This window comes from Deinococcus cellulosilyticus NBRC 106333 = KACC 11606 (genome assembly GCF_007990775.1).
In the GTDB taxonomy this organism is placed as follows: domain Bacteria; phylum Deinococcota; class Deinococci; order Deinococcales; family Deinococcaceae; genus Deinococcus_C; species Deinococcus_C cellulosilyticus.
This window is the reverse complement of the sequence record NZ_BJXB01000003.1, coordinates 174,650-193,197: the sequence shown is the minus strand read 5'-3', so window position 1 is coordinate 193,197 and position 18,548 is coordinate 174,650. Positions and strand designations below refer to the sequence as shown.

36 protein-coding genes are annotated in these 18,548 nt (G+C 54.8%); 35 read left to right on the top strand and 1 reads right to left on the bottom strand.

From position 1 onward, the window contains the following. Positions 1–8 precede the first annotated feature (8 nt). Together DC3_RS04785 and DC3_RS04780 are read left to right on the top strand one after the other, a co-directional pair. Complete coding sequence (locus DC3_RS04785; RefSeq protein ID WP_146882799.1) at positions 9–1,451, top strand: hypothetical protein; 1,443 nt, start codon at positions 9–11, stop codon at positions 1,449–1,451. Positions 1,452–2,005: 554 nt separating this feature from the next. Then, positions 2,006–2,215 (top strand): hypothetical protein, encoded by a 210-nt coding sequence (locus tag DC3_RS04780; RefSeq protein ID WP_146882798.1) that lies wholly within the window; start codon positions 2,006–2,008, stop codon positions 2,213–2,215. Here the strand turns inward: DC3_RS04780 and DC3_RS04775 are convergent. Continuing rightward, a complete protein-coding gene (locus DC3_RS04775; RefSeq protein ID WP_146882797.1) occupies positions 2,198–2,743 on the bottom strand; it encodes a helix-turn-helix domain-containing protein in 546 nt (181 codons plus the stop codon). The two genes, DC3_RS04780 and DC3_RS04775, sit on opposite strands and share 18 nt — an antisense overlap. Positions 2,744–2,826: 83 nt before the next feature. On the opposite strand from DC3_RS04775, the gene DC3_RS04770 reads away from it, so the two are divergent. The 33 genes from DC3_RS04770 (at position 2,827) to DC3_RS04630 (ending at position 18,391) form a co-directional block, all read left to right on the top strand. Beyond that, positions 2,827–3,063: a helix-turn-helix domain-containing protein gene (locus tag DC3_RS04770; RefSeq protein ID WP_146882796.1), complete on the top strand. Its 237-nt coding sequence runs from the start codon at positions 2,827–2,829 to the stop codon at positions 3,061–3,063. 1 nt (position 3,064) lies between these two features. Next, a complete protein-coding gene (locus DC3_RS04765) occupies positions 3,065–3,244 on the top strand; it encodes a hypothetical protein (protein ID WP_146882795.1) in 180 nt (59 codons plus the stop codon). Then, on the top strand, positions 3,244–3,786 hold the full coding sequence (locus DC3_RS04760; protein WP_146882794.1) for a hypothetical protein: 543 nt from the start codon (positions 3,244–3,246) through the stop codon (positions 3,784–3,786). The genes DC3_RS04765 and DC3_RS04760 overlap by 1 nt, the downstream gene beginning before the upstream one ends. Then, positions 3,786–4,094, top strand: a complete 309-nt coding sequence (locus DC3_RS04755; protein WP_146882793.1) for a hypothetical protein — start codon at positions 3,786–3,788, stop codon at positions 4,092–4,094. The genes DC3_RS04760 and DC3_RS04755 overlap by 1 nt, the downstream gene beginning before the upstream one ends. Continuing rightward, positions 4,091–4,915: a hypothetical protein gene (locus DC3_RS04750; RefSeq protein WP_146882792.1), complete on the top strand. Its 825-nt coding sequence runs from the start codon at positions 4,091–4,093 to the stop codon at positions 4,913–4,915. The genes DC3_RS04755 and DC3_RS04750 overlap by 4 nt, the downstream gene beginning before the upstream one ends. Position 4,916: 1 nt before the next feature. Beyond that, positions 4,917–5,147, top strand: a complete 231-nt coding sequence (locus DC3_RS04745; protein ID WP_146882791.1) for a hypothetical protein — start codon at positions 4,917–4,919, stop codon at positions 5,145–5,147. After that, the gene (locus DC3_RS04740) at positions 5,147–6,448 is read left to right on the top strand and encodes a hypothetical protein (RefSeq protein WP_146882790.1); all 1,302 of its coding nucleotides are present in this window, start codon (positions 5,147–5,149) and stop codon (positions 6,446–6,448) included. The genes DC3_RS04745 and DC3_RS04740 overlap by 1 nt, the downstream gene beginning before the upstream one ends. Positions 6,449–6,458: 10 nt before the next feature. Then, complete coding sequence (locus DC3_RS04735; protein ID WP_146882789.1) at positions 6,459–6,968, top strand: hypothetical protein; 510 nt, start codon at positions 6,459–6,461, stop codon at positions 6,966–6,968. After that, the gene (locus tag DC3_RS04730; RefSeq protein ID WP_146882788.1) at positions 6,961–7,359 is read left to right on the top strand and encodes a hypothetical protein; all 399 of its coding nucleotides are present in this window, start codon (positions 6,961–6,963) and stop codon (positions 7,357–7,359) included. Before DC3_RS04735 ends, DC3_RS04730 begins: the two co-directional genes overlap by 8 nt. Continuing rightward, complete coding sequence (locus DC3_RS04725) at positions 7,349–7,756, top strand: WDGH domain-containing protein (RefSeq protein WP_146882787.1); 408 nt, start codon at positions 7,349–7,351, stop codon at positions 7,754–7,756. Before DC3_RS04730 ends, DC3_RS04725 begins: the two co-directional genes overlap by 11 nt. A 132-nt stretch (positions 7,757–7,888) precedes the next feature. Further along, positions 7,889–8,236: a hypothetical protein gene (locus DC3_RS04720; protein ID WP_146882786.1), complete on the top strand. Its 348-nt coding sequence runs from the start codon at positions 7,889–7,891 to the stop codon at positions 8,234–8,236. Further along, a complete protein-coding gene (locus DC3_RS28950) occupies positions 8,233–8,385 on the top strand; it encodes a hypothetical protein (protein WP_186815818.1) in 153 nt (50 codons plus the stop codon). The genes DC3_RS04720 and DC3_RS28950 overlap by 4 nt, the downstream gene beginning before the upstream one ends. Beyond that, positions 8,382–8,642, top strand: coding sequence for a hypothetical protein (locus DC3_RS04715; protein ID WP_146882785.1), 261 nt, complete (start codon positions 8,382–8,384; stop codon positions 8,640–8,642). The genes DC3_RS28950 and DC3_RS04715 overlap by 4 nt, the downstream gene beginning before the upstream one ends. Before the next feature lie 5 nt (positions 8,643–8,647). Continuing rightward, positions 8,648–9,043, top strand: coding sequence for a hypothetical protein (locus tag DC3_RS04710; RefSeq protein ID WP_146882784.1), 396 nt, complete (start codon positions 8,648–8,650; stop codon positions 9,041–9,043). A 107-nt stretch (positions 9,044–9,150) separates the two neighbouring features. After that, positions 9,151–9,477 carry a hypothetical protein gene (locus tag DC3_RS04705; protein ID WP_146882783.1) on the top strand — a complete coding sequence of 109 codons (327 nt, stop codon included), beginning with the start codon at positions 9,151–9,153 and terminating at the stop codon, positions 9,475–9,477. Further along, positions 9,477–9,953, top strand: coding sequence for a hypothetical protein (locus DC3_RS04700; protein WP_146882782.1), 477 nt, complete (start codon positions 9,477–9,479; stop codon positions 9,951–9,953). Before DC3_RS04705 ends, DC3_RS04700 begins: the two co-directional genes overlap by 1 nt. Continuing rightward, positions 9,950–10,369: a hypothetical protein gene (locus DC3_RS04695; protein WP_146882781.1), complete on the top strand. Its 420-nt coding sequence runs from the start codon at positions 9,950–9,952 to the stop codon at positions 10,367–10,369. Before DC3_RS04700 ends, DC3_RS04695 begins: the two co-directional genes overlap by 4 nt. Next, positions 10,362–10,883 carry a hypothetical protein gene (locus DC3_RS28945; protein WP_186815817.1) on the top strand — a complete coding sequence of 174 codons (522 nt, stop codon included), beginning with the start codon at positions 10,362–10,364 and terminating at the stop codon, positions 10,881–10,883. The genes DC3_RS04695 and DC3_RS28945 overlap by 8 nt, the downstream gene beginning before the upstream one ends. Before the next feature lie 4 nt (positions 10,884–10,887). Then, positions 10,888–11,439, top strand: coding sequence for a M23 family metallopeptidase (locus DC3_RS04690; protein WP_186815816.1), 552 nt, complete (start codon positions 10,888–10,890; stop codon positions 11,437–11,439). After that, on the top strand, positions 11,436–11,582 hold the full coding sequence (locus DC3_RS28940) for a hypothetical protein (protein ID WP_186815815.1): 147 nt from the start codon (positions 11,436–11,438) through the stop codon (positions 11,580–11,582). Before DC3_RS04690 ends, DC3_RS28940 begins: the two co-directional genes overlap by 4 nt. After that, on the top strand, positions 11,582–12,307 hold the full coding sequence (locus DC3_RS04685) for an ATP-binding protein (RefSeq protein WP_146882779.1): 726 nt from the start codon (positions 11,582–11,584) through the stop codon (positions 12,305–12,307). The genes DC3_RS28940 and DC3_RS04685 overlap by 1 nt, the downstream gene beginning before the upstream one ends. A 35-nt stretch (positions 12,308–12,342) precedes the next feature. Beyond that, the gene (locus tag DC3_RS04680) at positions 12,343–12,738 is read left to right on the top strand and encodes a hypothetical protein (protein WP_146882778.1); all 396 of its coding nucleotides are present in this window, start codon (positions 12,343–12,345) and stop codon (positions 12,736–12,738) included. Between the two features lie 10 nt (positions 12,739–12,748). Next, the gene (locus DC3_RS04675; protein WP_146882777.1) at positions 12,749–13,240 is read left to right on the top strand and encodes a hypothetical protein; all 492 of its coding nucleotides are present in this window, start codon (positions 12,749–12,751) and stop codon (positions 13,238–13,240) included. Positions 13,241–13,320: 80 nt separating this feature from the next. Beyond that, positions 13,321–14,097: a hypothetical protein gene (locus DC3_RS04670; RefSeq protein ID WP_146882776.1), complete on the top strand. Its 777-nt coding sequence runs from the start codon at positions 13,321–13,323 to the stop codon at positions 14,095–14,097. 11 nt (positions 14,098–14,108) lie between these two features. After that, on the top strand, positions 14,109–14,378 hold the full coding sequence (locus tag DC3_RS04665) for a hypothetical protein (RefSeq protein ID WP_146882775.1): 270 nt from the start codon (positions 14,109–14,111) through the stop codon (positions 14,376–14,378). 4 nt (positions 14,379–14,382) lie between these two features. Beyond that, positions 14,383–14,682, top strand: a complete 300-nt coding sequence (locus DC3_RS04660; RefSeq protein WP_146882774.1) for a hypothetical protein — start codon at positions 14,383–14,385, stop codon at positions 14,680–14,682. Further along, complete coding sequence (locus tag DC3_RS04655) at positions 14,679–15,086, top strand: selenoprotein S family protein (RefSeq protein WP_146882773.1); 408 nt, start codon at positions 14,679–14,681, stop codon at positions 15,084–15,086. Before DC3_RS04660 ends, DC3_RS04655 begins: the two co-directional genes overlap by 4 nt. Beyond that, positions 15,083–15,586 carry a hypothetical protein gene (locus DC3_RS04650; RefSeq protein WP_146882772.1) on the top strand — a complete coding sequence of 168 codons (504 nt, stop codon included), beginning with the start codon at positions 15,083–15,085 and terminating at the stop codon, positions 15,584–15,586. Before DC3_RS04655 ends, DC3_RS04650 begins: the two co-directional genes overlap by 4 nt. Continuing rightward, the gene (locus tag DC3_RS28935) at positions 15,583–15,759 is read left to right on the top strand and encodes a hypothetical protein (RefSeq protein ID WP_186815814.1); all 177 of its coding nucleotides are present in this window, start codon (positions 15,583–15,585) and stop codon (positions 15,757–15,759) included. Before DC3_RS04650 ends, DC3_RS28935 begins: the two co-directional genes overlap by 4 nt. Next, entirely contained in the window at positions 15,756–15,986 is a 231-nt protein-coding gene (locus DC3_RS04645; protein WP_146882771.1) for a hypothetical protein, read from the top strand. Before DC3_RS28935 ends, DC3_RS04645 begins: the two co-directional genes overlap by 4 nt. Then, the gene (locus tag DC3_RS04640; protein ID WP_146882770.1) at positions 15,973–16,470 is read left to right on the top strand and encodes a hypothetical protein; all 498 of its coding nucleotides are present in this window, start codon (positions 15,973–15,975) and stop codon (positions 16,468–16,470) included. Before DC3_RS04645 ends, DC3_RS04640 begins: the two co-directional genes overlap by 14 nt. Next, complete coding sequence (locus DC3_RS04635) at positions 16,460–17,458, top strand: hypothetical protein (protein ID WP_146882769.1); 999 nt, start codon at positions 16,460–16,462, stop codon at positions 17,456–17,458. Before DC3_RS04640 ends, DC3_RS04635 begins: the two co-directional genes overlap by 11 nt. A gap of 87 nt (positions 17,459–17,545) precedes the next feature. Further along, positions 17,546–18,391: a hypothetical protein gene (locus tag DC3_RS04630; protein ID WP_146882768.1), complete on the top strand. Its 846-nt coding sequence runs from the start codon at positions 17,546–17,548 to the stop codon at positions 18,389–18,391. Positions 18,392–18,548: the final 157 nt, after the last annotated feature.

The window sequence follows — 18,548 nt, the reverse complement described above, 5'->3', positions numbered from 1 at the left end:
TGATACATATGGACGTTTCTTTTGCTGCAGACTTACAGGAACTGATCTTCTGCCCTGTTGAGTGGGATCAGTTCTTTCTGCAGGTCCAGCAGGAGAAGAGGCTGTCAGAGCTTTTGGTGGCCTTGCAGGGTTTGCCAGATTGCAGTGTGCGAGACGCAAGAATTGCTGCCATTCTGCGCTTGCGTGGTCAGATGAATGAGGCCATGGCCCTGGTGTACAAACACTCCAGTTGTGTGCTATGCAAATCGTTTTACTTTGGTTTCTTGGTGGACTCCGGAGGGGATGATGTCATGCAACGGGTGCTTCAGTCATTCAGGCCAGATTGGCCACTGAAAAGCAGTCTGGTGAACCTGGAAGCCAAATTCAGGGCTTACCTTGCGCTGGCTATTGCAGCCAGTACCTTGAAGAGGCAAGAAGGTGTTGGTTTTTTTATCAAGGCAGGGCAAATTGCAGACATCCTTGAATGTAAGCGGTTCAGGGATATCGTGCATTATGAGTCAGCCTGGAGAAGCCTGTATACCGGAGACATAGGGAAAGGTGTAGATACCTTTGGCGAAGTCGTGCGGTCAACTGCAGAAAATACTGGGCTTCACAACAATGCAGTAGAGTATGCGACCGTTGGTTCTTGGTTGTCAGGGAAAACCCCTGAATGGTTACCTCAGTGGTCACGAGCCACATTGAAGGCCCTGAGAGAGGGACAAGCCTCAAAGGATGCTATTGAGGCCCCTTCCATGGCCGCATCTCCTTACATGATTCCGATTCTTTCAGAGTTGCGTGCTTTCACCAGAGAGTTTCATCTGAAGCTTCCCCTGTTTCATGTGGCTGAGAATCGGGAACGCCGCCTTTTGCAGTTGGATCGCATCAAGAAGTGTGTGGGAACTGATTACGGTGAAATTCTGGGATTTCTGGGCCAGTCGGCCCTGGCCCTGGCCCTCAGTATGAACCATGACCAGAGCGCCCTGGACGTGCTCAAAAAGGCATTCAGGTATCCTCAGACTGGAATTGGTCTCATGGCCATGACTTTCTTTGCCAACCTGGTGCAGATCCATGCCAACCTGCCCCATCTTCCGAAAGGGGATGAGGTGCAAAAAGCGCTGGCCACCATGGCCCAGCAATTTCGTGCCCTGCCAACTGGCCAGAGGGAATGGCTGATCCAGTGGATGCGGGACTTTACACCAGTGCCGCTGTACCTACTGGCCAGAGAATCGGCCCAGCTGCAGGAGGTTGCTGCAGATTTCGTGGTCGTGTCCGCCACTGGAGCAAGGCGCGCAGGCACCAAAGTTAAAACCTATCCCAAGGACTTCATGACCCGTCATGTGCTGACGCTTCTGGCAGGTGGCCAGATACCAGTAGAGCAGAGACATCAGGCCCACCGGCACCGCCATGCCCTGGAATCCTTGGGCATGCCACCCGTCATATACCAACCCATCATTGAAAAACTTGGAACGTAAAACCAGGGGTTTTCTCTTCAAGTGTTCCTATGCTGGAGTCATGAAAAGATTTCCCCTTTGGATCGCAGTTTTGGCATTGGTGTTGAGCAGCTGTGGGGCCGCTGTGCCCACCCAAAACATTTCCAAACAGGATGGTCCTCCCCCACCTCCTGGACACTGCGGCACCTGCTGACTGATCCTTCTGACCGGGTATAAACGCCCGGTTTTTTCATTCCAAAGAGGTTGCGTTCCAACTTTTTTCAGGAAAATTGGAAAATTCTCTGAAATCGCTCAACTCTTGAAGATGCGACAAAAAAACTAGGAACGTTAGGGGTTTCTCCCTACCCTGTGTGACAACCCTATAACATCCCCCCCAGATTTAGGCTCATTGCAGTGAGGAAAAATGGGCACAATCCGAATCAACATGTTGCGCAATTTCACAGAACTGGGTCGGCCATTACTCGAAACTGAAGCAAACGCCCTTGAGAAAGCTGATATTGCATTCCTGCAGTTTCCTCTTGGGTTGCGTGCATGGATCGAAACCGAAAAAATTATAGAGGCGAGGCGAATTTTAGATGCATTTTCACGATGATCTCGAAGAATTAGACAGCCTCTCCATAGAACAGATCAAGGCATTAGCAGTACAAATAGATCTGTTTATCGAAGTGAAGAATGGAGTTTGGCGTGTGTATGTACTTCCTGAAAACCTTGATGATGCCAATCGCTGGATTTTAAATAATAGACCTGTTTCTATGGAATGCTTAGAATCAAGAGAAATTAATTGATTTGATTTCTCCGAAGGTTTTTTCTTTATCTGGGCACAGCGGACTATCTGAATCAATGATCCAGAACTCATCTCCAATTTTAAACAGGAGTACGCCTGTTCTGCTACTTCTATCTATAACCAGTTCAGCATTCTGAGATGGCAAAAGGACAATTTGTCCTTTTGTTTCTTTATTTACATTAACAATTACTAGGTTGCCAGCATGCTCATTGGTCTTGAGAACACGCTCCAGGTTGGGATTTAAATAGATCATCTCTTCTGGAGAAAGGCGCAGTGCTTCTGCGATGCTAGTAAAGTGCTTGTAGCTGCGTCCTACATGGCGAATTCCACGCTCAAAATTCGATAAATATTCTGGGTCAGGAAGTGAAGTCTGCTCTACCAGCTGCCGCTGAGTGAGACCTAGGGCTTCACGTTTTTGCCTTATAAATTCTCCTGCAACCTTTGCGTCAATAAATTGCTTGGGCATGAACTCTAACCCTCTCTCAGTGGGCAATATTCTGTCTGCGGTAAGGCCATCGAGTGTAATCATACTGTTAATAGTAACAATGTTGAACGTGACAAGTCACAGCTGTCATTCTTGACAGGTTATGCTGTTACTTATAACATCTAACCATGCTTCCAGAGATTCTGCAGATTGGAAGCAAGATCAAAGCCAAGCGTGCCGAGCGCGGTTGGAGTACTTATGATCTTGCTGAAAAGGCGTTTCAGCGTAGAGAAAGAGCAGCAGATGTCACCAGGTGGGAGAACGGTACGCTGATCCCCTCGCTGAAAAACCTGGTCCATCTCTGCAGAGCGTTCAATTGTCAGCTTTCGGACTTGTTATTTGTAACAAGTAACAGCAAGGAGTGATATGTCCGGAGAGAAGAGAGGCCCAAAACAGAAGAAGCGGTGTTTTGCTGGTGGTTACCGGATTGACGGGGTGGAATGTACCCCTGAGGAGTTTGCTGCTGTGGTTTTGCCCCGGCTGGCCGATTACCTGGTTCGTTCCCACATCGAGGAGCAGCAGGCCGCAGCGAGGAGGGCAAGCTGATGTCTCACCCAGACACCAAAGAGTGGCATGGGGTTGCAGAGTCTTTCAGCAGCACCTACATCCAGAAGTGCCTGGCGGCCATGGAAGACACCCTGCAGGAGCAGGCAGACGAGATTGCCAAGGAACGCAAGGCAAAGCTCCTGCAGCAACTGGCCATTCATGCGCCTGCATGCCCCCGCGATTGGAGAGACCCCTTCAAACCCAAAGACCCTCTATTGTTCCAGGCGTGGGTGTATTTCGCTTACCCCATGGAGGAGCAGGACCTGAACTGCATGTATGCGGTGCTCGGTGAGTTGCCCCATGACCTGACGACAACTGCAAAGGAAAAGGCCCTGGAGCGAAATGACCTCCATGCACTGGTGCAGCACCTGCCCCTGTATGAGCGGGTGACCGGTGAGTACTTGCATGTCCTGTCTGTGCACGACCAGGAAGTGAAAGCGTATGCCGGTGAGTTGACCCTGGAGGCCAGAAGACAGGCCAACTGGTCTGCCTGCCATGCCCGGGCCCTCATGGATGCCCTGGATCGGGTGGGTGATCTGTGATGTCTGAGGACCTGACCCCTCCCACTTCCCTGCAGCTGGTGGACATCAAGAACCAGGCCATCAATTACGGGAACCACGCGGAGCAACTGGCCAGAGATGGGGACAGCCAGAAGCTGCAGGAGCAGGTGCTGCAGGTTGCGAAGTGGCTGAAGTGGCTGAATGACCCCACCCACCCCACCACCTACCTCCTGCAGAACATCAAGCGGCGTCTGGAGATGAACCTCCAGAAGGCCCTCACCGTCACCCACAAAGAAAAGAAAAAGCAGTCCAAGACCAAACTCTCTGGACTGTTCGGAGGTCAATCATGAAATCAGCTTTCGACATCCTCCAGGCCCTGGCCGTCTTTCATGTGCCTGCTGAAGAGCATGCCCGTGACAACCTGCGTGCAGAGATGGGCATCATGGCTGCGTTTGCACCTGCACAAATCCCCGCGTGGTTTGACCGGTTGCTGGATCTGTCAGATCCAGCAACCCATGCTGCAGGACCCACCTCCCCCTTCCCTGCAGGGCACCACATGACACCTGCGGTGCGCCTGGTCGAAAAAGGCTGGACCTCAGAGGATGCGGTGCTGATGGCCCTGGACAACCAGGAGATCGAGCAACCCACGGAAGAGGACCTGCTGAACCTGTTGGGGTACAGCATGGCTCTGAAGGTGTACAAGGGGGACACCAGTGATGTGGCCATGCGCCAGATGGACCGTGAAATGCGCTGGAAGGCGTTTTATGGCACCACTCTGGCCATGTACGTTCAGCAGGAATTTGACCGTTTCCCCATCCAGGAAAAATGGATGCCCCCATTCCTCTCTGGTGAAGACGCTGGAGCTGTGCATTTCGTGGAAGGTGTGGAGGTTGTGCCGACCGCAACGGTCACAGAAGAGGTGGCCACCGGGAACGCGGTGCATGTGGACCCTTCAGGAGAAGAGATTGATGTGGTTGTGCTTTGCCCCACCTGTGGCTGTGAAAACAACTTCGGGTTTGATCTGCAGCCCAATGAAACCACACCTTATGAGCGTCTGGTGGATTGCCAGAATGTGAGCTGTCAGAAGCGGTTCATGATCCACTTTGACGAGGACAGTGTGGAGATCCCCCGCCTGGTGGATCGACCAGATCCAGAAGGGCAGATGAGCTGAGATGGACCATCTGGACCGCGATCAAACCCTACTTCAACTGAAACAAGCGGAACAGCAAGGGACAATTTACGAAGCAGCAAACGACCTGAAAGGCCTGGAAGAGTTGCAGCAGACGGTGCTGCAACTCAGAAAGCCATATCTGGACGATGCCGAAATCAGGCCTGTCAGCATCACACTGCTGATCAACCTGATGGCAAAAACTGCACGTGTGCGTGACAGGCAGGGGATCTGATGTCACGCGGAAAGTTTGACCCTTCGGTCTACCTGACCAACATTTATGACCAGGAGACAGCTGCTGAGATTGCAAGACAGGCCCAGCAATACCTGCTACCCGAAGCCGGGCCTGTTCCGACTGTAGCAAAGCCCACACCCGAAAAATTGCGAGATTTCACACAAGCCATGCCCAAAGGGATGGCTCCAGATCCACGGGTGGCCAGACGGCGCACAGATGATGTGCTTCCCATCATGACGGAACCAAAGCCCCTGGAAGAGGTGCTGAAAGATGAGGTGGACCAACTTCTGGACCAGTGCCCGATTTACCAGTCCATGATGAAGTCCCTGCCTCCTGCAGCTGATGTGGTGTACAGGGCCCTGCAGCGCCTGGCTCGCACCTACGGGCGAACCATTGGCATGCGCCTGGATCTCATGAAGTCTGTGACCTTCCACCTGCCTGCAGAACTGCTGATGGAATACACCGGTTACAGCAGCAGTTACCTGTACGAAATCCGCCATCACCTGATCCGTCATGGCCTGGTGGCATGGAAGGGCAAAACCACCTGGATTCCTGCTCCTGAGAAGCCCTCAGAGGCCTCAGAAGGAGAGGAGGGCACAAATCCCCCTGTGACCTCAGAGGATGCCCCCAAAACGACCACAGTGAAGCGCAGGGGCAAACGGCATGACCCTTCTCTGGTGGTGCGGCGTACCGGCACCCTCTTTTGCGTGAAACTGGACCCCTCCAGTGACTTCACCCCCCGATTCACCCCAGATGAACTCAGGCAGGAGTGGCGTGACCTGGAAGCTGACATGGCCGACAAAAAAACGGTCTGGAATTTTCTGCAAAGCAGGACCGGAGATACATCAGAAGCCGAAGAGATGTTAGACGCACAAATACTTATAAGTAATTGGTCGTTATCACCGTCTTTTGTTGGTTTTAAACAAAAGGAAACCGTTAGTAATGTATCTCCGGTGCACCTGGACACCATTTTTGACCTGTTGACCCTCCGGGACTGCCCCAGAAACGAACGTGGCGCACGGGTTGAAATTCTCTCGAACGGAATTTCTCAGCGGTACAACGACGTTTCCAACGTGAACTGTTACCGTTTCATCCTCTGGCAACTGCTGCGGATGAAGGACCAGGGCAGAGACCGTTTTGAATACCTGCTGAATCAACTGGCATGGCTGGACGAGTCCATGCGTGAAGGCGAGATCCGCAAAAAACCCGGTGCGGCCCTGGTGTGGAGGCTGAAACAGCTCGACCTGTGGGATGAACTGGTGTTGCAGCCCCGCGACTGTGTGACACGGGTGAAAGCATGAAGGAGACCTAATGTTCAGAGCAGTGACCAGAGTCGAGAGAGGGCAGGGGATTGCCTACCATTTTCACGTTTCATGCGGCCATGTGGTGAAGCGCCTGGTGCACCCCAAAGACAAAAGACTTCAGCAAGACGAATCCCAGGTCTGGTGTGCAGAGTGCTGGAAGCAGGTGCACCCCGCTCCAGATCTGGAGAGCAACCGGGCCCAGCTGGTGCTGCAGGCCCTGGAGGTTCTTAAAAAGAAACACCGGCATGAGGTGACAACTGTTTCTGTACAGTGGCACATTCTGATCACCGGGTGGGGCCTCCCTGAAACAGGATGGTCAGATGAACAGAGCAACTTCCTGCACGAAGAAAGCAAGGCTTTGACTTGGGTTGAATACTGGCTCCGGAAGCTGGAGAAGCAGGGCCTGGTGAAATCCAGCCTGGAAGTCAAGGGGTGGTACAAGATCAAAAAGTGGGGCCTGCCTGTTCAGCCGGTGGCCACCCAGCCCCATCTCCTGCAGGAGGAAGACCATGCTTGATCCTGAGAAGGCCATGGAGATTGCAGAACTGGCAAGGGTGGAAGCCAAACGGTTTTTTGGGATTCCAGAGGAAATCAAAATCCACCTGACCGCTACCCGGAGAGAAGAGAACAAGCTGGCCCAGCTCTACTACCTGGACGCATACCTGGAGGCTGATCTGCAGTTTGATCCCTCTCAGATGGACTCCCTGCAGGAATGTTGGGAAACCATCGCGCATGAGGTCGCGCACCTGGAGAGCAGGGAAATCCTGCATGCGGCCCAGCTGCTGGAGAAAGAAGAACACAAGATCTTCAGGGAGATCCAGGTGGCCATTGAAAAGCTGACCGTCCGGAGAACCCGTGATTTCCTCAGGGCCCACCCCTGGAGAGAGGAGGGGACCCATGCTGAATGAGGTGCCCGTATGGTTCGCACTCATTTGCTTGCTGCTCGGCTTTTATGTCGGTCTGATGGGGCGCAAAGCAGACCGGTTTCTCCTGCAGGACCTGGAGCAGGAGAAAGCCGATCTGCAGGCCAATCTGGAAGATGTGTACCACCAGAGGAACATGCTGGCCATGGCCCTGGCAAAGTACAGCATTGAGCTTGGCCTGCAGGCCGGGATCGGGATCGATCCGGATGAAACCCCGGACTGGTGCCATGTGCTTTTCATCGACATGCCTGATGGTGGCCAGATTTCTTACCACCTGGCACCCCATGAAGTCGATCAGTTCCAGAATCAGCTGCCTGCGTACACCAAACCGTGGGATGGAACCGGAAAGGAGGAACACCACCGACTGATAGAGGCCCTGTAAGGCAAAAAGCGCAGGTCATCTAATACCTGAAAGGATTTGGAGAGGCCTTAAAACGCATTCTGGAGAGCGGGTAGAAAACAGCGTGCAGCACAAGAATGATCACGGGGCGTGTACAGGGTTTGGGAGATCATCATGACGGCAACAGCACCTGCACCATCAACTGAAACTGAAACCACCATCCACCTGCTCCAGAGCGCCCGACTTCTGGCCAGTCGGTTGTTCAGCAAGCGCAACCCCCGAAAGGTCGAGGACATGACCGACCTGGAACTGCTCAGTGTGGCCCTGCACAACCGCACCGCTGCAGAGGCAGTGCTGGATCGGTGCGGCTCCCTCAGCAACCTGGACCAGATCGAATCCGGACAGAACATGATCGGGGCCCCCAACATCGGCCCTGCAACAGCTGCACTGCTGGAAGTGCTCTATGAACTGAGTTTGCGGGTGTGCGGTGAAGCAGAACCCCCCAAAGGTGGCCACCAGTGAGCCGGTGGGACTGGGACCACTTCAAAGACCTGCTGCTCCTGGCTGTGGCTGCAATGCTCGGTTTGCCATTGATCGGGGCAGGCCTGGCTCTCGGCATGATTGCATTCATGTGGATCTTTAGTCTGTTCATTCCTGCAGGTGGCCAGTGAGAGACCTGCAGGCTTTAAACGATTGGGGATACCAGAATGGTTTCTACCGTTTCAGCAATGAGGAGCTGAAACAACTGGCCAGACGTGCAGATGTCAGGCTTCGGAACGCCAAGAATCACTTCAGGGACGTGGTTCAGACTGTGCCGTGCAAGTATTCTGCAATTGAACAGGCCGATTTGTTGGTTCAACGCAGATTGCGTTTCAAACGGCAATTGTCACGCTTCATGCGCATGGTGGGTGTGGGATGGGGGTTCTGAAAAACATGAACCGTGACATTCACCATCTGGTAAACCTCCGAGACCCCTTTTACAGTGCTCCAGGGAACCACATCCGGACCCTGCACCGCAGGCCTGGTGCAACGGGTTACTATGCCCTGATCGTGATCAGTGTCAGCCCAGGTTCACGGTCCGTGGTTTTTGATGTGCAGGTGGCCAAACGGTACAGACTGATCAAACACCAGTTTGTGCAGGACGCTCCAGCATCACAACTCACGTATTCTTCCAAGTGGTACAGGCTCCGGATGCATGACCTCCTGCTGTTCCTCCGGAAGCGCCTGCAGGACCACCAGACCGGGAAGCATTTTGAGCGTGTGCTGATGGACCTCCTGCTGGACATCAAACTGCACGGCTCAGCAAAATTGACCCTGGTGCTGGAGTAAACCCTCCAGCACCACCAAAAGCATGCACCGTGCTCACGGTCCGTGCTCACGAACCATGCGCATGAACCGGTGTTTTTTTGTGTGATCGGATACACCACTCTGGAACCATGGCAGAGCAGCGTGTGAAAAATACTGCAGATCTCACCTCACTTCCCCCTGGTGCATACCGGTTTGAGGTCCGAGTCAAAGACCCCATTCTCAAGCGGGTGGTGAAGTTGGTTGCAGGTGGCTACCGCCTTGCCCTGGTGGGGGATGTGTGGGACAAGTTGGTCGTTCCTGCAATTCACCAGAAGTACCCCAACATCAAACTTCCAGCAACCAACTTTGTTGATCCCCTCACCGGTCTCGACAAAGTGGGTGGAAAATTCCGCCCCAGAAAAGGCTTTGAAGAAGCCACTGGTGAATTCTGGTTCTGGCTCTCGGTGGTGAAATAATGCCTGTCCTTGCACTTCCCCTGATTGCCATTCTGGTCGGTCTCCTGCTCGTGATCACGCTGGCCGTGAGTGCATACATGATCAACAAGAAGCTGGCCACCATGGATGAGCTCAAAGCTCTTGGTGACAAACTGGCCAACCCTCAGCAGGTCGTGGGTCAGCTGATCGATACTCCCGGTCTTACCCGGTACGTGCAGGAAAAGATGGCCAGTCCTGTGCTGGATCAAACCGTCCTGCCTGACCGAAAAGTCTCATTTAACGAAGTGGCCAAGGACGCTGTAAACAATCCCTGGAGCATGTGGGGCCTTGCCATTGTGCTTTTCACCGGCGCGGTTCTGGTCAAGCAGTTCCGTGGGGCCGGTCGAGATGCCGCAGACGGTGTGAGTGCCGTCTACAACGAAGGGAAAACCGGACTGGAATCTGCAGCTGGAGATCCCTCCCGCACCCCGTCCACATCCAGAGGGAAACGCAGATGAGACCCCGCTCGGTGGCCACCTCTGCGGCTGTGCCCCCTGCAGCTGCTCCCTCTTCTCCAGCACCGGCCCCTGTGACCGGCCTGGACCCCCTGACTCTGGCCCTGGTGAACGAAGCTCCCATTGTGCCAGATGCCCTGCAACCTGCAGCACCCCCTTCAGACACCACGCATCAAAACCTGCCCTCAACCTCCCCGGTGGACAGTGGTGACTCGAAGGTCTCAATTTTTGCGGTGCTCGGTGGTTTTTGTGCTGTGGGCCTGCTCACTGCCCTCGCTCTCTTCTCCGGTCGTCAACCGGGCAGATCGGGCAGGCCTGCACCCTCCACTGCTGTACCCGTCGCACCCCGAAACCTGAAGTTGAATCCTCCTGCAGACCCTCTGGCAGGCTGGACTGTCCCAGGAGCGCAAAATGGATGAACAGAAAATCACCAACGGATTTAATGCCCCCCCAACCCCTCCAGGACCTCCCACCCCTCCCGATCCCACCCTGCCTCAGTCACTGGCAGATGCTGCCCTGCAGGGCACCTCTGATCCTCAGCATGAGGAGCAAGAAGAGCCCTACGTTGAAGAGGCTGTGCCCTTCAGTCCAGATGACCTGATCGGCCTGGTCGGTGAACTCTCCAGCATCGACCTGCCTGCAGACCAGAGGCAGGCCTACATGGCTGAGCTTGCTGCATCTCCCATCGTCAAGATGGGCGTGCACATGTCAGGCATCACAGACGCACTGGCCAAATACGGCATTGGTGCCGGTGGTGGGGCCCTCCCTGACTGGGCAAAGGTCCTGATCGGCGTTGGGGCCCTCGGTTATGGCGTGGCCACCCTTCGGAGGAAGTATGCACCACAAGACAAAGACAGCATTGGTGATCCTGACAGCTACGGTCATGCTGGCAGTGATCCTCAGCAGACCTCCGGTGTGGACACGATTATCTGAGGCGGTGGAAAAAGTGACCCAACCCGGCAAACCTGACCTTCTCCCTGTGACCCGAATTGTGTTCCCAGTGCGGAACGCAACGATCAGCACGATATTCCTGGACCCCAAGTACTTTGACGGTACCTATGGGGCCGCTCTGAAAGGCCAATGGCACACAGGGTGGGATCTCAATTGGGGGACTGGGGATCAGGATCTGGGTCGCCCGGTTTACTGCGTGGGTGGTGGTGTCGTTGTTTTCGCAGGTCAAGGTGCAGGCCAGTCCTGGGGAAACATTGTGGTGGTCAAACACAACATTGGCGGCAAAACCCGCTGGACCCGCTATGCACACCTGCAGGATATTCAATGCAAGGTCGGGCAGACCCTGCAGGCAGGTCAGCAGCTTGGAACGATTGGCAAGGGCTACCACAACAAGTGGGTGGCACATCTGCATTTCGACATCTTCCAGGAAAAGCCATTGACCTGGTCACACTGGCCCGGTGGCAACAAGACAGCAGTGTTGCAGTACTACATTGACCCACAACAGTTTTTCACCACACTAAAGGCGGTACAACCATGAATCCCAGTGTCTCCATCACCCTGCTTGGCATTCTGGCTGCGTATGGTGTGCTTTGCCTGCTGGACCCACCCAAACCCCCACCTCCAGCGGTGGCTGTGCTTCTGGTGCCGGTGCACCTGCAGGAAGAAGAGGACGAAGAGTAATGTCCCTGGCCCTGCAGAACTGGCTCATTCTCGGCTCCAGTGGGAGCGGGAAGACCTATTACCTGAACATGCTGCTTGAGGAATTCCGGTCGCATGTGCGGTACCTGGTGGTGGTGAACAGCACCAGGCAGCTGCAGCAACACTGTGCCCATCACGAGTATGTGAGCAATGCCGATCTGGACAAACAGTATTCACCTGAGATGCTGGCCAACCTGATCAGAGCAAAAGGAAGCATTCACTTCGAGGTGGCCCCGTCCAAGAAGGCCAAAGCCTTCCTGAACTCCCTCAGTGAGGCTGTGATGTCGCTCGGTGTGTTTGAAGCAGAGAGCTTGCAGGTTCTGGTGGTTGTGGATGAATGCCAGAACTACGTTTCAAAGCAATGCTATTCCGAAGGCTGGAACCGCATTGAAACAGAGGGCCGCAAATTTGGGATAGGCGTGATGAAGGCCACCCAGAACATCACATCAACTGGCCAGACGGCCATTGAACCGGATGCCGTGAAACAGGTGACGCGCCTGGTCGTGTTCCCCCTCAGTGAGGTGAACCAGAGGCGAAGAATCCTGGAGTGGTATCCGGAGATGACCGACCCAGGAGACCTGAAAATGCCTGATCTGGCCAATGGTTGGGGCCCTGAATACCTGATCCGGGATCGTCCGACCGGTCGGGCTGATCGCCTCACAAGACAGCCAGACGGGAGCCGCATCCCGGTTCGGATTGGGACCTGAACGTCAACCCCTCCGCTCTGAAAGGAACCCCAGCAATGGAAAAAGTGCAACTTCTCAGTAAGCCAGATGGCAACATCCTCCAGCTCCTCACCGACCCCAGAATGATCACCCTTGCGGTCGGATCTGTTGCAGGCGCAGTGCTCGAAAAAAGCCTGTTCAGCATGAACCGTGCAGCTTTCGGCTATGCGATCAACACCCCTGCAGGCGTGCAGTACTTCGCGTCCTACGAGGAGTACAACGCCAAGAAGCCTGCCAACCCCAAGTTTGGCACCAACCGCCAACTGGCCCGTGTGGGGATCGTGGTCGGTTGTGTCGCAGGGATTGAGTACATCCCTGAGAAGACCGGCGGCCTGATGCAGTACACCCTCGCAGGCATTGCCGCTGTCACCCTCGCCCACGCCATCCAGGAAATCTTTCCCTCACTCAAATAAGGAGTAAACCATGGGAGCACCACGCGGTAAAACCATCTCCAGTCAGTCCGAAAGCAGCATCGTCACCCTCACCTCCAACGTGGCCAACGTCCGGACCCCCATCTTTGAGGTCCTGGTGCCCCGTGGCGTGGTCTACCTGCTGGCCAACCAGAACCGGGTGCGCGACTCCCTCCTGCGCGGCATGCTGATGCTGGCTGACCTGAACGTCACCGCTGGCACCCGCATCAGCGGAGCCACCACCCTGAGCATTGCCGTGCAGGGCCCTTCGGATGAGTCCGAAAAGATCGTCCGCACCGTGCCCTACAGCCCCTGGAGGGACCTGCCCATCGTCAACCAGCGCAACGATGATTACAAAACCAACATCATCAGTGCCCTGGACCTCGGTGAGGACACGGGTTTCAAGCTGCCAGAGGCCTACAAGCTGATGATCCTGGCCAAAGGTCCGGATGTCATCGACTGGACCAAATCCTACCTTGAGATCCCTCTGTTTGAAGTGAACTGACCGACCAGGTGGGCCCGACCAGCTGGCCCGGCCCACCTCCTCCTCTCTCCCACAGCAGCACCCCTGGAGGACACACACGTATGACTCAGAACCTTCCCTTTCGGGCCCTGAGAAAGCCCAGTCCCAAAACCCTCACCATCACCAACTTCATGCAAGGCAGGCAGACCCCTGACATGCTCAGTGCAGCCCTGATTCTGACTGTGCCCCTCGGTGAAATGCTCTTCATCAAAGGTGGTCAGAGTCCCAGGTTTTTCCTGAAGGCCCGTGAAGAGGTGGAAATCACCATGGACGCTGACCTGACAGAAGTGGTCAACCTCGGGGCCCTCGGTCACGACCTGATCCGCACCCAGAGGCCTTTCACGGGTGGCTTCCCGACCCAGTCTCACCCGGATGTGGTGGCTTATACCCAGGAGGACGGCTCAGACACTTGGGACAAAGCCAACATCACCGCCATTGATTTTGCCGCCAACACCGTCACGGTGGCGAAAACTGCAGACGTGAAGAAGATCCGGATTTACTTCGTTCCTGGTGGTGGGGAGTTCGAGATCCGCGCCAAGCGCCCCAACGGCTCGGACTCGATCAACATGAAGCTGTTCGACATGGGCCTGAAGGCCATGCACGAGACCGATCAGACCAACACCCGTAGCGCCCCCAAACTCGGGCATGAGGGCACCAACCCCCCTCTGCCTCCCCAGTGGGAACTGCAGATTGCCGTGCGAAGCAAAAGCCTGATTTACGCCGATCCAGAAGCGGAGCATGAGCTGAGCCTGCAGGCCTGGAGTGCCCCCATCGAGATCCTGAACCGCAGCCGCATGGACGCAGAAGCAGAAGTGCAACTGCGTGGCGGATACGTTTAAGGGGCCTGGTCATGGACTGGTTAGGAGGTCTCCTCAATGGTGCGGTCGGTCTGGTGGATGACCTGTGGGTCTCCGGAGACGAGCAGCTGCAGGCAGATGCCATGAAGGACAAGGCAGCGGCAGACAAGGCCCGTGCCCAGTCTGACAGCATGATCGCCACAGCCAAACTGCAGGAAGCACAACTGAATGCCAAAAGCATGCAGAGTGTTGCCCTGTATGGCCTGATCGGGGTTGCAGTCATTGGAGCCTGCTTCATTGGCTACCAGGCCATGAAGGACTGACCCCATGGGCAAAGCGATGAAAAAAGCCATCGGGATCACCCTGATGGCTGTCGCTTTAGGGGGAGCCGCTTATGCCGTGGCACTCATGGCCAGACAGGCAAAGCGAGACGCTGCAGAGAAATCACAGCAGACCAAAACAGAACAACTGGTCTCACGTGCGCCCGACCTGATCAAGAACATGCCCAGGAAAGATCTGGCGAACGAAATGATTTCCAGCATCGGCAAGGTCCTTGGTGGCTCTCCCAAAACGTCAACCCCATCCAAGTCGGACTTTTTCGCATTTGTCACGAAAGGCACAACATGAAAAAGAAAACACAAAGCACGCTTCTGCTGCTCACTGGCCTGCTGGCTGTGGGTGCTGTCGGCCTGGTCGCCTGGAACATGTTCGGGTCCCATGAGAAGGCCCCTGCAAAAGGGACCCAGGTGGAACCCAAACCCTCCACCGGATCTGGCTCCAATGATCAGAACCCCAACAAGGGCGGGGGATACAACCCCATCACTGGAGAAGGGAGCTACGGCTCTGGAGACAAAGAAGATTGGTACGTCCCGGACTGGGAAGACCGGATCAAAGACTGGTGGAAAAACTTCACCACACCTGGTGACCCCCCTGCGCCTCCAGCCTCAAATGCCCCTACCCCTGCGCCTCCCCCTCCAATCACCAAACCAAAGCCCTACAACCCGATCACTGGTGAAGGGAGCTACACATGAAAGCAAAACTTTCGATCAGCCTCACTGGTGCACTGGTGGCCACTGCCCTCCTCGGAGGTGGGGCGTTTGTGGCCTACAAACTGTTCTTCGAGAAAAAAGACCAGAAGCCTGCTGACGCCGGGAAGGTCCCTGCAGGCAGTGGCAGCACCCCCACCACGAACAATGGCACCACCCCAGCGATCGGCACCCCTCCCAACGGGAACACTGGCATTGTTCCCCCTCCCAAGGTTGTGAAAGACCCCACTCCCATTTTTGGGATTCTGCCCGGTGAGAACGGCAGACCCATCAATGATCTGATCTTCAAACCCCTGCCAATTGGAAAGCCTGTTTTGCTGGACTCCAGCCTGGACCCCACCAAAACGCAACTGACCTTCATTGATGGGAAACTTGTGACCCCCACAAATGGCACCACACCACCCATCAACACGGGGCACCAGGACCCCATGGTGTACATCAAACCTCAACCCCTGTTTGACCCCAAAGATTGGAGGCTGACATGAAACAGTCAGCCCCTGAACTCATCCGCGTGGGCATCTACTCGGCAATCGGGGCCCTGATCGTGGGCTCTGTGGTGTATGGCGTGTTGTACGTCATTCAGGCCCCCATTGCTCCCAAAAGCCAACCCTTGAGTCTCAAGCCAACCTGCCCCTGTAAGGAAAAGGACCAGAAATGAATGTGGACCTCACCCCGTGGATTGCAACAGTCCGTGAACTGGGCAGTTTTGCTCTGATCATCTACTTCTTTGTGAACGGAATGACCCAAGTGAACAACCGCCTGAAAGGAATTGAGACTGTGCAGGCAGAAACCCAGAAAACGCAGGTCCAGATGGTGAGCATCCTGGACCGTCAAACCGATGCCCTGGAGCGCATGGGAAGGGTGGCCACCAATGGGGCTGTTTGATGGCATGGCCAAGTATGAAGCCCTGATCCCAGAAGCACGGAATGCCCTGCAGGCCTGCTTTGAGCAACTGAAATGCATCTGGAGCAGCACATACGCCACTTGGGAAGAGTCCAAGAAACAGCGGGAGATCCTGGAGTACCAGTTTGGCCGCGTGGAAGAGCCTGCAGCAAAAGACCAGGGCCGCATTGTGCCCCGGAATTTCACGGCGCTCCCTGAGATCTGGGAAGGTCCCTTCACTGCAACTCCACAAACGCCCATGCTCACCATCAACATCGAGGAGAAACTGGGCCGGCTGGCCAGTTCAGGCTTTTATGCCAACCTTGGAGATGACGTTTTCAAAGTCATCCTGCACGGCATGAATGACAAGACTGTGGAGCATCGGGTGCTTCCTGGAACCACCATTCAGCTCAGTTGCTTCATTGCGAAGATCACCATCATTCCGCAGGATGGGCAACCTGCAGACTACCAGGTGTATGTCCAATAAACCGTTCGTCAAGGTCAGCAGGAGGGGGAAAACCCTGCTCCCCGAGTTGGTTGCAGCTCGGGGACCGCTGGCCATGACTGTCACCGGTGACGGCAGTTACAACACCCTTTTTGGTCGCAACTGGTATTTGTACTGGCACAAAAAACGAGGCTTAATTTTGCTGCAGGAGCAGGGTGCTGAACTGGTGGAGATTTCCCCTGGTCAGGCCTTTCCCATTCTCCCTAAAAATGCTAGGCACATCACACTGAATTTCGATCAGTCGGCCCGACATATTTTCGCGTGGGAGCATGAAAATCAGATCACTGTGAGACAGTGGGACGTGGCCACCGGAGCCTACATTTTCAGAGGTCCGTTTGTGGGGGTGGACCCGGTGCTGATGATGGATGCCACCATTTCACAGCACATTCCTGGCTCTGATCTGGTGTTGTTTTACCTAAGTGTGGACCGGAGAAGCCTGTGTTACAGAATCCAGAATGAACTGTACGCCATTGAGCATGTGCTGCACGCGTTCGAGAGTCCAGTGTACTTGGATCAGGTCACAGTGGAAACCTACCGTTACCAGGTGCTGCTCGGAACAGGACAGGTGCGAGAGTCAGAACTTTCCTTCTCCAGTGAGCTGTATCCGGTTTTCGTGTCTGAGTCTGCCCTCTCCGGATCGGTGCTTCTGCAGGATGGGCTGTACCTTCCAGCAGTCACCCTTGCAGCAGGCACTGAAGCCCTCTCCGGATCGGTGCTTCTGCAGGATGGGCTGTATCTTCCAGCTGTTCAGGCCCATTCACAGAGTGAGCCCAACCTCTCTGGATCGGTGCTCCTGCGGGACGGCTTGTATCAGTCTGCTGTTCAGGCCCATTCACAGAGTGAGCCCAACCTCTCTGGATCGGTGCTCCTGCGGGACAGCCTCTATGCTCTCGCTGTGATTCGTCAGGGCGTTTCAGAGTCCGTCCTAAGTGCCTCTGTGACATTACTGGATGGATCTTATTCGCTGTAAAGGTGTAAAGGACTGACCATGTTAGAGATCTCAGGAAAAATTGAAGGCCGTCTAGGGTTTGCCCTGGTGAACCGTGCAGGAGAAGTGGTGCAGCAGGGAGAGTGTCAAAACCTGATTCTGGACCAGGGACTGAACTACATCCTGTCCTCGCTGAACATGCGTTCCATCTGTGGATATATTGCTGTTGGGACCAGCAGCACCGCTCCTGCATATGGTCAAACTTCGTTGGGTGCTCAGATTGCAGAAACCGCTGACAACCTGGAGATTCAGGATAAATACACCCTGACCAGAACAGCCAATGGCGTGTTCACGCTCGTGTTTTTTAAGGCGTTTGACTACCACCAGGCGAACGGCAACTTAACGGAATTTGGAGCGAAAACAATTGGTGGCCTCCTGATCACCAGAAGTCTTTTTACCAACCTTGGCAACCCCATTACCATCACCAAAACATCTGACACAAGGCTGTTACTGACTTACACGTTTACATTGGTGTTGTCTCCAGTGGTGGAAACAGCTGCAAACACGTTCAACATTGCCGGGATGGGAAACATTGACTCATCCATTGTTTTCACCGGTGCACAAGACAATTTTGGGTGGGGGGATGCTGACCTGTTTGGATGTACGGCTGACAAGGGCAAGGCCTTCAATCTGTACACCTCAGCTCCAAACATGAGCTATGCCAACAGCACCCCTGGAAGTGGTAACTATGGTGGCCCCATCACATACACAGCTGGCACCTTTTACCGGGACTGGTCGTGTGAAATCCCTCCCACCGGTGCTGACATGACCATTTATGGATACAGCATCGGTGAGGATGCGGGTGCAAACGCAAACAGCAAGAGCTGCTTCAAGGTGAAATTCACCAGTGGCTCTATCGTCAAAAACAAGGACTACCGGCTGACTCTGAATTGCAGGGTCAGTCTCACGAGGTGATCAGCATGGACCAGGCGCAATACACGTTTAACGTTTTTATCCTGCATCGTTCAGCTCCAGAGTCTGCAGCTGGCCAGATCCACCTGTCGAGCGCAGCTCTCTATGGCTCTGTGACAGAGCTGCAGGCTGTGCCGGCGGTGCGGTCTGAGGTCTCAGT

Bases quoted from the DNA above. Each gene is read 5' to 3' on its own strand.
- DC3_RS04730 (WP_146882788.1), top strand. From the start codon at position 6,961: ATGCTTGATCCTGAGAAGGCCATGGAGATTGCAGAACTGGCAAGGGTG.
- DC3_RS04635 (WP_146882769.1), top strand. From the start codon at position 16,460: ATGTCCAATAAACCGTTCGTCAAGGTCAGCAGGAGGGGGAAAACCCTG.
- DC3_RS04760 (WP_146882794.1), top strand. From the start codon at position 3,244: ATGTCTCACCCAGACACCAAAGAGTGGCATGGGGTTGCAGAGTCTTTC.
- DC3_RS04675 (WP_146882777.1), top strand. From the start codon at position 12,749: ATGGGAGCACCACGCGGTAAAACCATCTCCAGTCAGTCCGAAAGCAGC.
- DC3_RS04765 (WP_146882795.1), top strand. From the start codon at position 3,065: ATGTCCGGAGAGAAGAGAGGCCCAAAACAGAAGAAGCGGTGTTTTGCT.
- DC3_RS04740 (WP_146882790.1), top strand. From the start codon at position 5,147: ATGTCACGCGGAAAGTTTGACCCTTCGGTCTACCTGACCAACATTTAT.
- DC3_RS04665 (WP_146882775.1), top strand. From the start codon at position 14,109: ATGGACTGGTTAGGAGGTCTCCTCAATGGTGCGGTCGGTCTGGTGGAT.
- DC3_RS04660 (WP_146882774.1), top strand. From the start codon at position 14,383: ATGGGCAAAGCGATGAAAAAAGCCATCGGGATCACCCTGATGGCTGTC.
- DC3_RS04735 (WP_146882789.1), top strand. From the start codon at position 6,459: ATGTTCAGAGCAGTGACCAGAGTCGAGAGAGGGCAGGGGATTGCCTAC.
- DC3_RS04640 (WP_146882770.1), top strand. From the start codon at position 15,973: ATGGGGCTGTTTGATGGCATGGCCAAGTATGAAGCCCTGATCCCAGAA.
- DC3_RS04780 (WP_146882798.1), top strand. From the start codon at position 2,006: ATGCATTTTCACGATGATCTCGAAGAATTAGACAGCCTCTCCATAGAA.
- DC3_RS04695 (WP_146882781.1), top strand. From the start codon at position 9,950: ATGAGACCCCGCTCGGTGGCCACCTCTGCGGCTGTGCCCCCTGCAGCT.
- DC3_RS04775 (WP_146882797.1), bottom strand. From the start codon at position 2,743: ATGATTACACTCGATGGCCTTACCGCAGACAGAATATTGCCCACTGAG.
- DC3_RS04670 (WP_146882776.1), top strand. From the start codon at position 13,321: ATGACTCAGAACCTTCCCTTTCGGGCCCTGAGAAAGCCCAGTCCCAAA.
- DC3_RS28935 (WP_186815814.1), top strand. From the start codon at position 15,583: ATGAAACAGTCAGCCCCTGAACTCATCCGCGTGGGCATCTACTCGGCA.
- DC3_RS04650 (WP_146882772.1), top strand. From the start codon at position 15,083: ATGAAAGCAAAACTTTCGATCAGCCTCACTGGTGCACTGGTGGCCACT.
- DC3_RS04785 (WP_146882799.1), top strand. From the start codon at position 9: ATGGACGTTTCTTTTGCTGCAGACTTACAGGAACTGATCTTCTGCCCT.
- DC3_RS04745 (WP_146882791.1), top strand. From the start codon at position 4,917: ATGGACCATCTGGACCGCGATCAAACCCTACTTCAACTGAAACAAGCG.
- DC3_RS04770 (WP_146882796.1), top strand. From the start codon at position 2,827: ATGCTTCCAGAGATTCTGCAGATTGGAAGCAAGATCAAAGCCAAGCGT.
- DC3_RS04655 (WP_146882773.1), top strand. From the start codon at position 14,679: ATGAAAAAGAAAACACAAAGCACGCTTCTGCTGCTCACTGGCCTGCTG.
- DC3_RS04710 (WP_146882784.1), top strand. From the start codon at position 8,648: ATGAACCGTGACATTCACCATCTGGTAAACCTCCGAGACCCCTTTTAC.
- DC3_RS04725 (WP_146882787.1), top strand. From the start codon at position 7,349: ATGCTGAATGAGGTGCCCGTATGGTTCGCACTCATTTGCTTGCTGCTC.
- DC3_RS04685 (WP_146882779.1), top strand. From the start codon at position 11,582: ATGTCCCTGGCCCTGCAGAACTGGCTCATTCTCGGCTCCAGTGGGAGC.
- DC3_RS28945 (WP_186815817.1), top strand. From the start codon at position 10,362: ATGGATGAACAGAAAATCACCAACGGATTTAATGCCCCCCCAACCCCT.
- DC3_RS04680 (WP_146882778.1), top strand. From the start codon at position 12,343: ATGGAAAAAGTGCAACTTCTCAGTAAGCCAGATGGCAACATCCTCCAG.
- DC3_RS04705 (WP_146882783.1), top strand. From the start codon at position 9,151: ATGGCAGAGCAGCGTGTGAAAAATACTGCAGATCTCACCTCACTTCCC.
- DC3_RS04750 (WP_146882792.1), top strand. From the start codon at position 4,091: ATGAAATCAGCTTTCGACATCCTCCAGGCCCTGGCCGTCTTTCATGTG.
- DC3_RS04700 (WP_146882782.1), top strand. From the start codon at position 9,477: ATGCCTGTCCTTGCACTTCCCCTGATTGCCATTCTGGTCGGTCTCCTG.
- DC3_RS04720 (WP_146882786.1), top strand. From the start codon at position 7,889: ATGACGGCAACAGCACCTGCACCATCAACTGAAACTGAAACCACCATC.
- DC3_RS04645 (WP_146882771.1), top strand. From the start codon at position 15,756: ATGAATGTGGACCTCACCCCGTGGATTGCAACAGTCCGTGAACTGGGC.
- DC3_RS28940 (WP_186815815.1), top strand. From the start codon at position 11,436: ATGAATCCCAGTGTCTCCATCACCCTGCTTGGCATTCTGGCTGCGTAT.
- DC3_RS04755 (WP_146882793.1), top strand. From the start codon at position 3,786: ATGTCTGAGGACCTGACCCCTCCCACTTCCCTGCAGCTGGTGGACATC.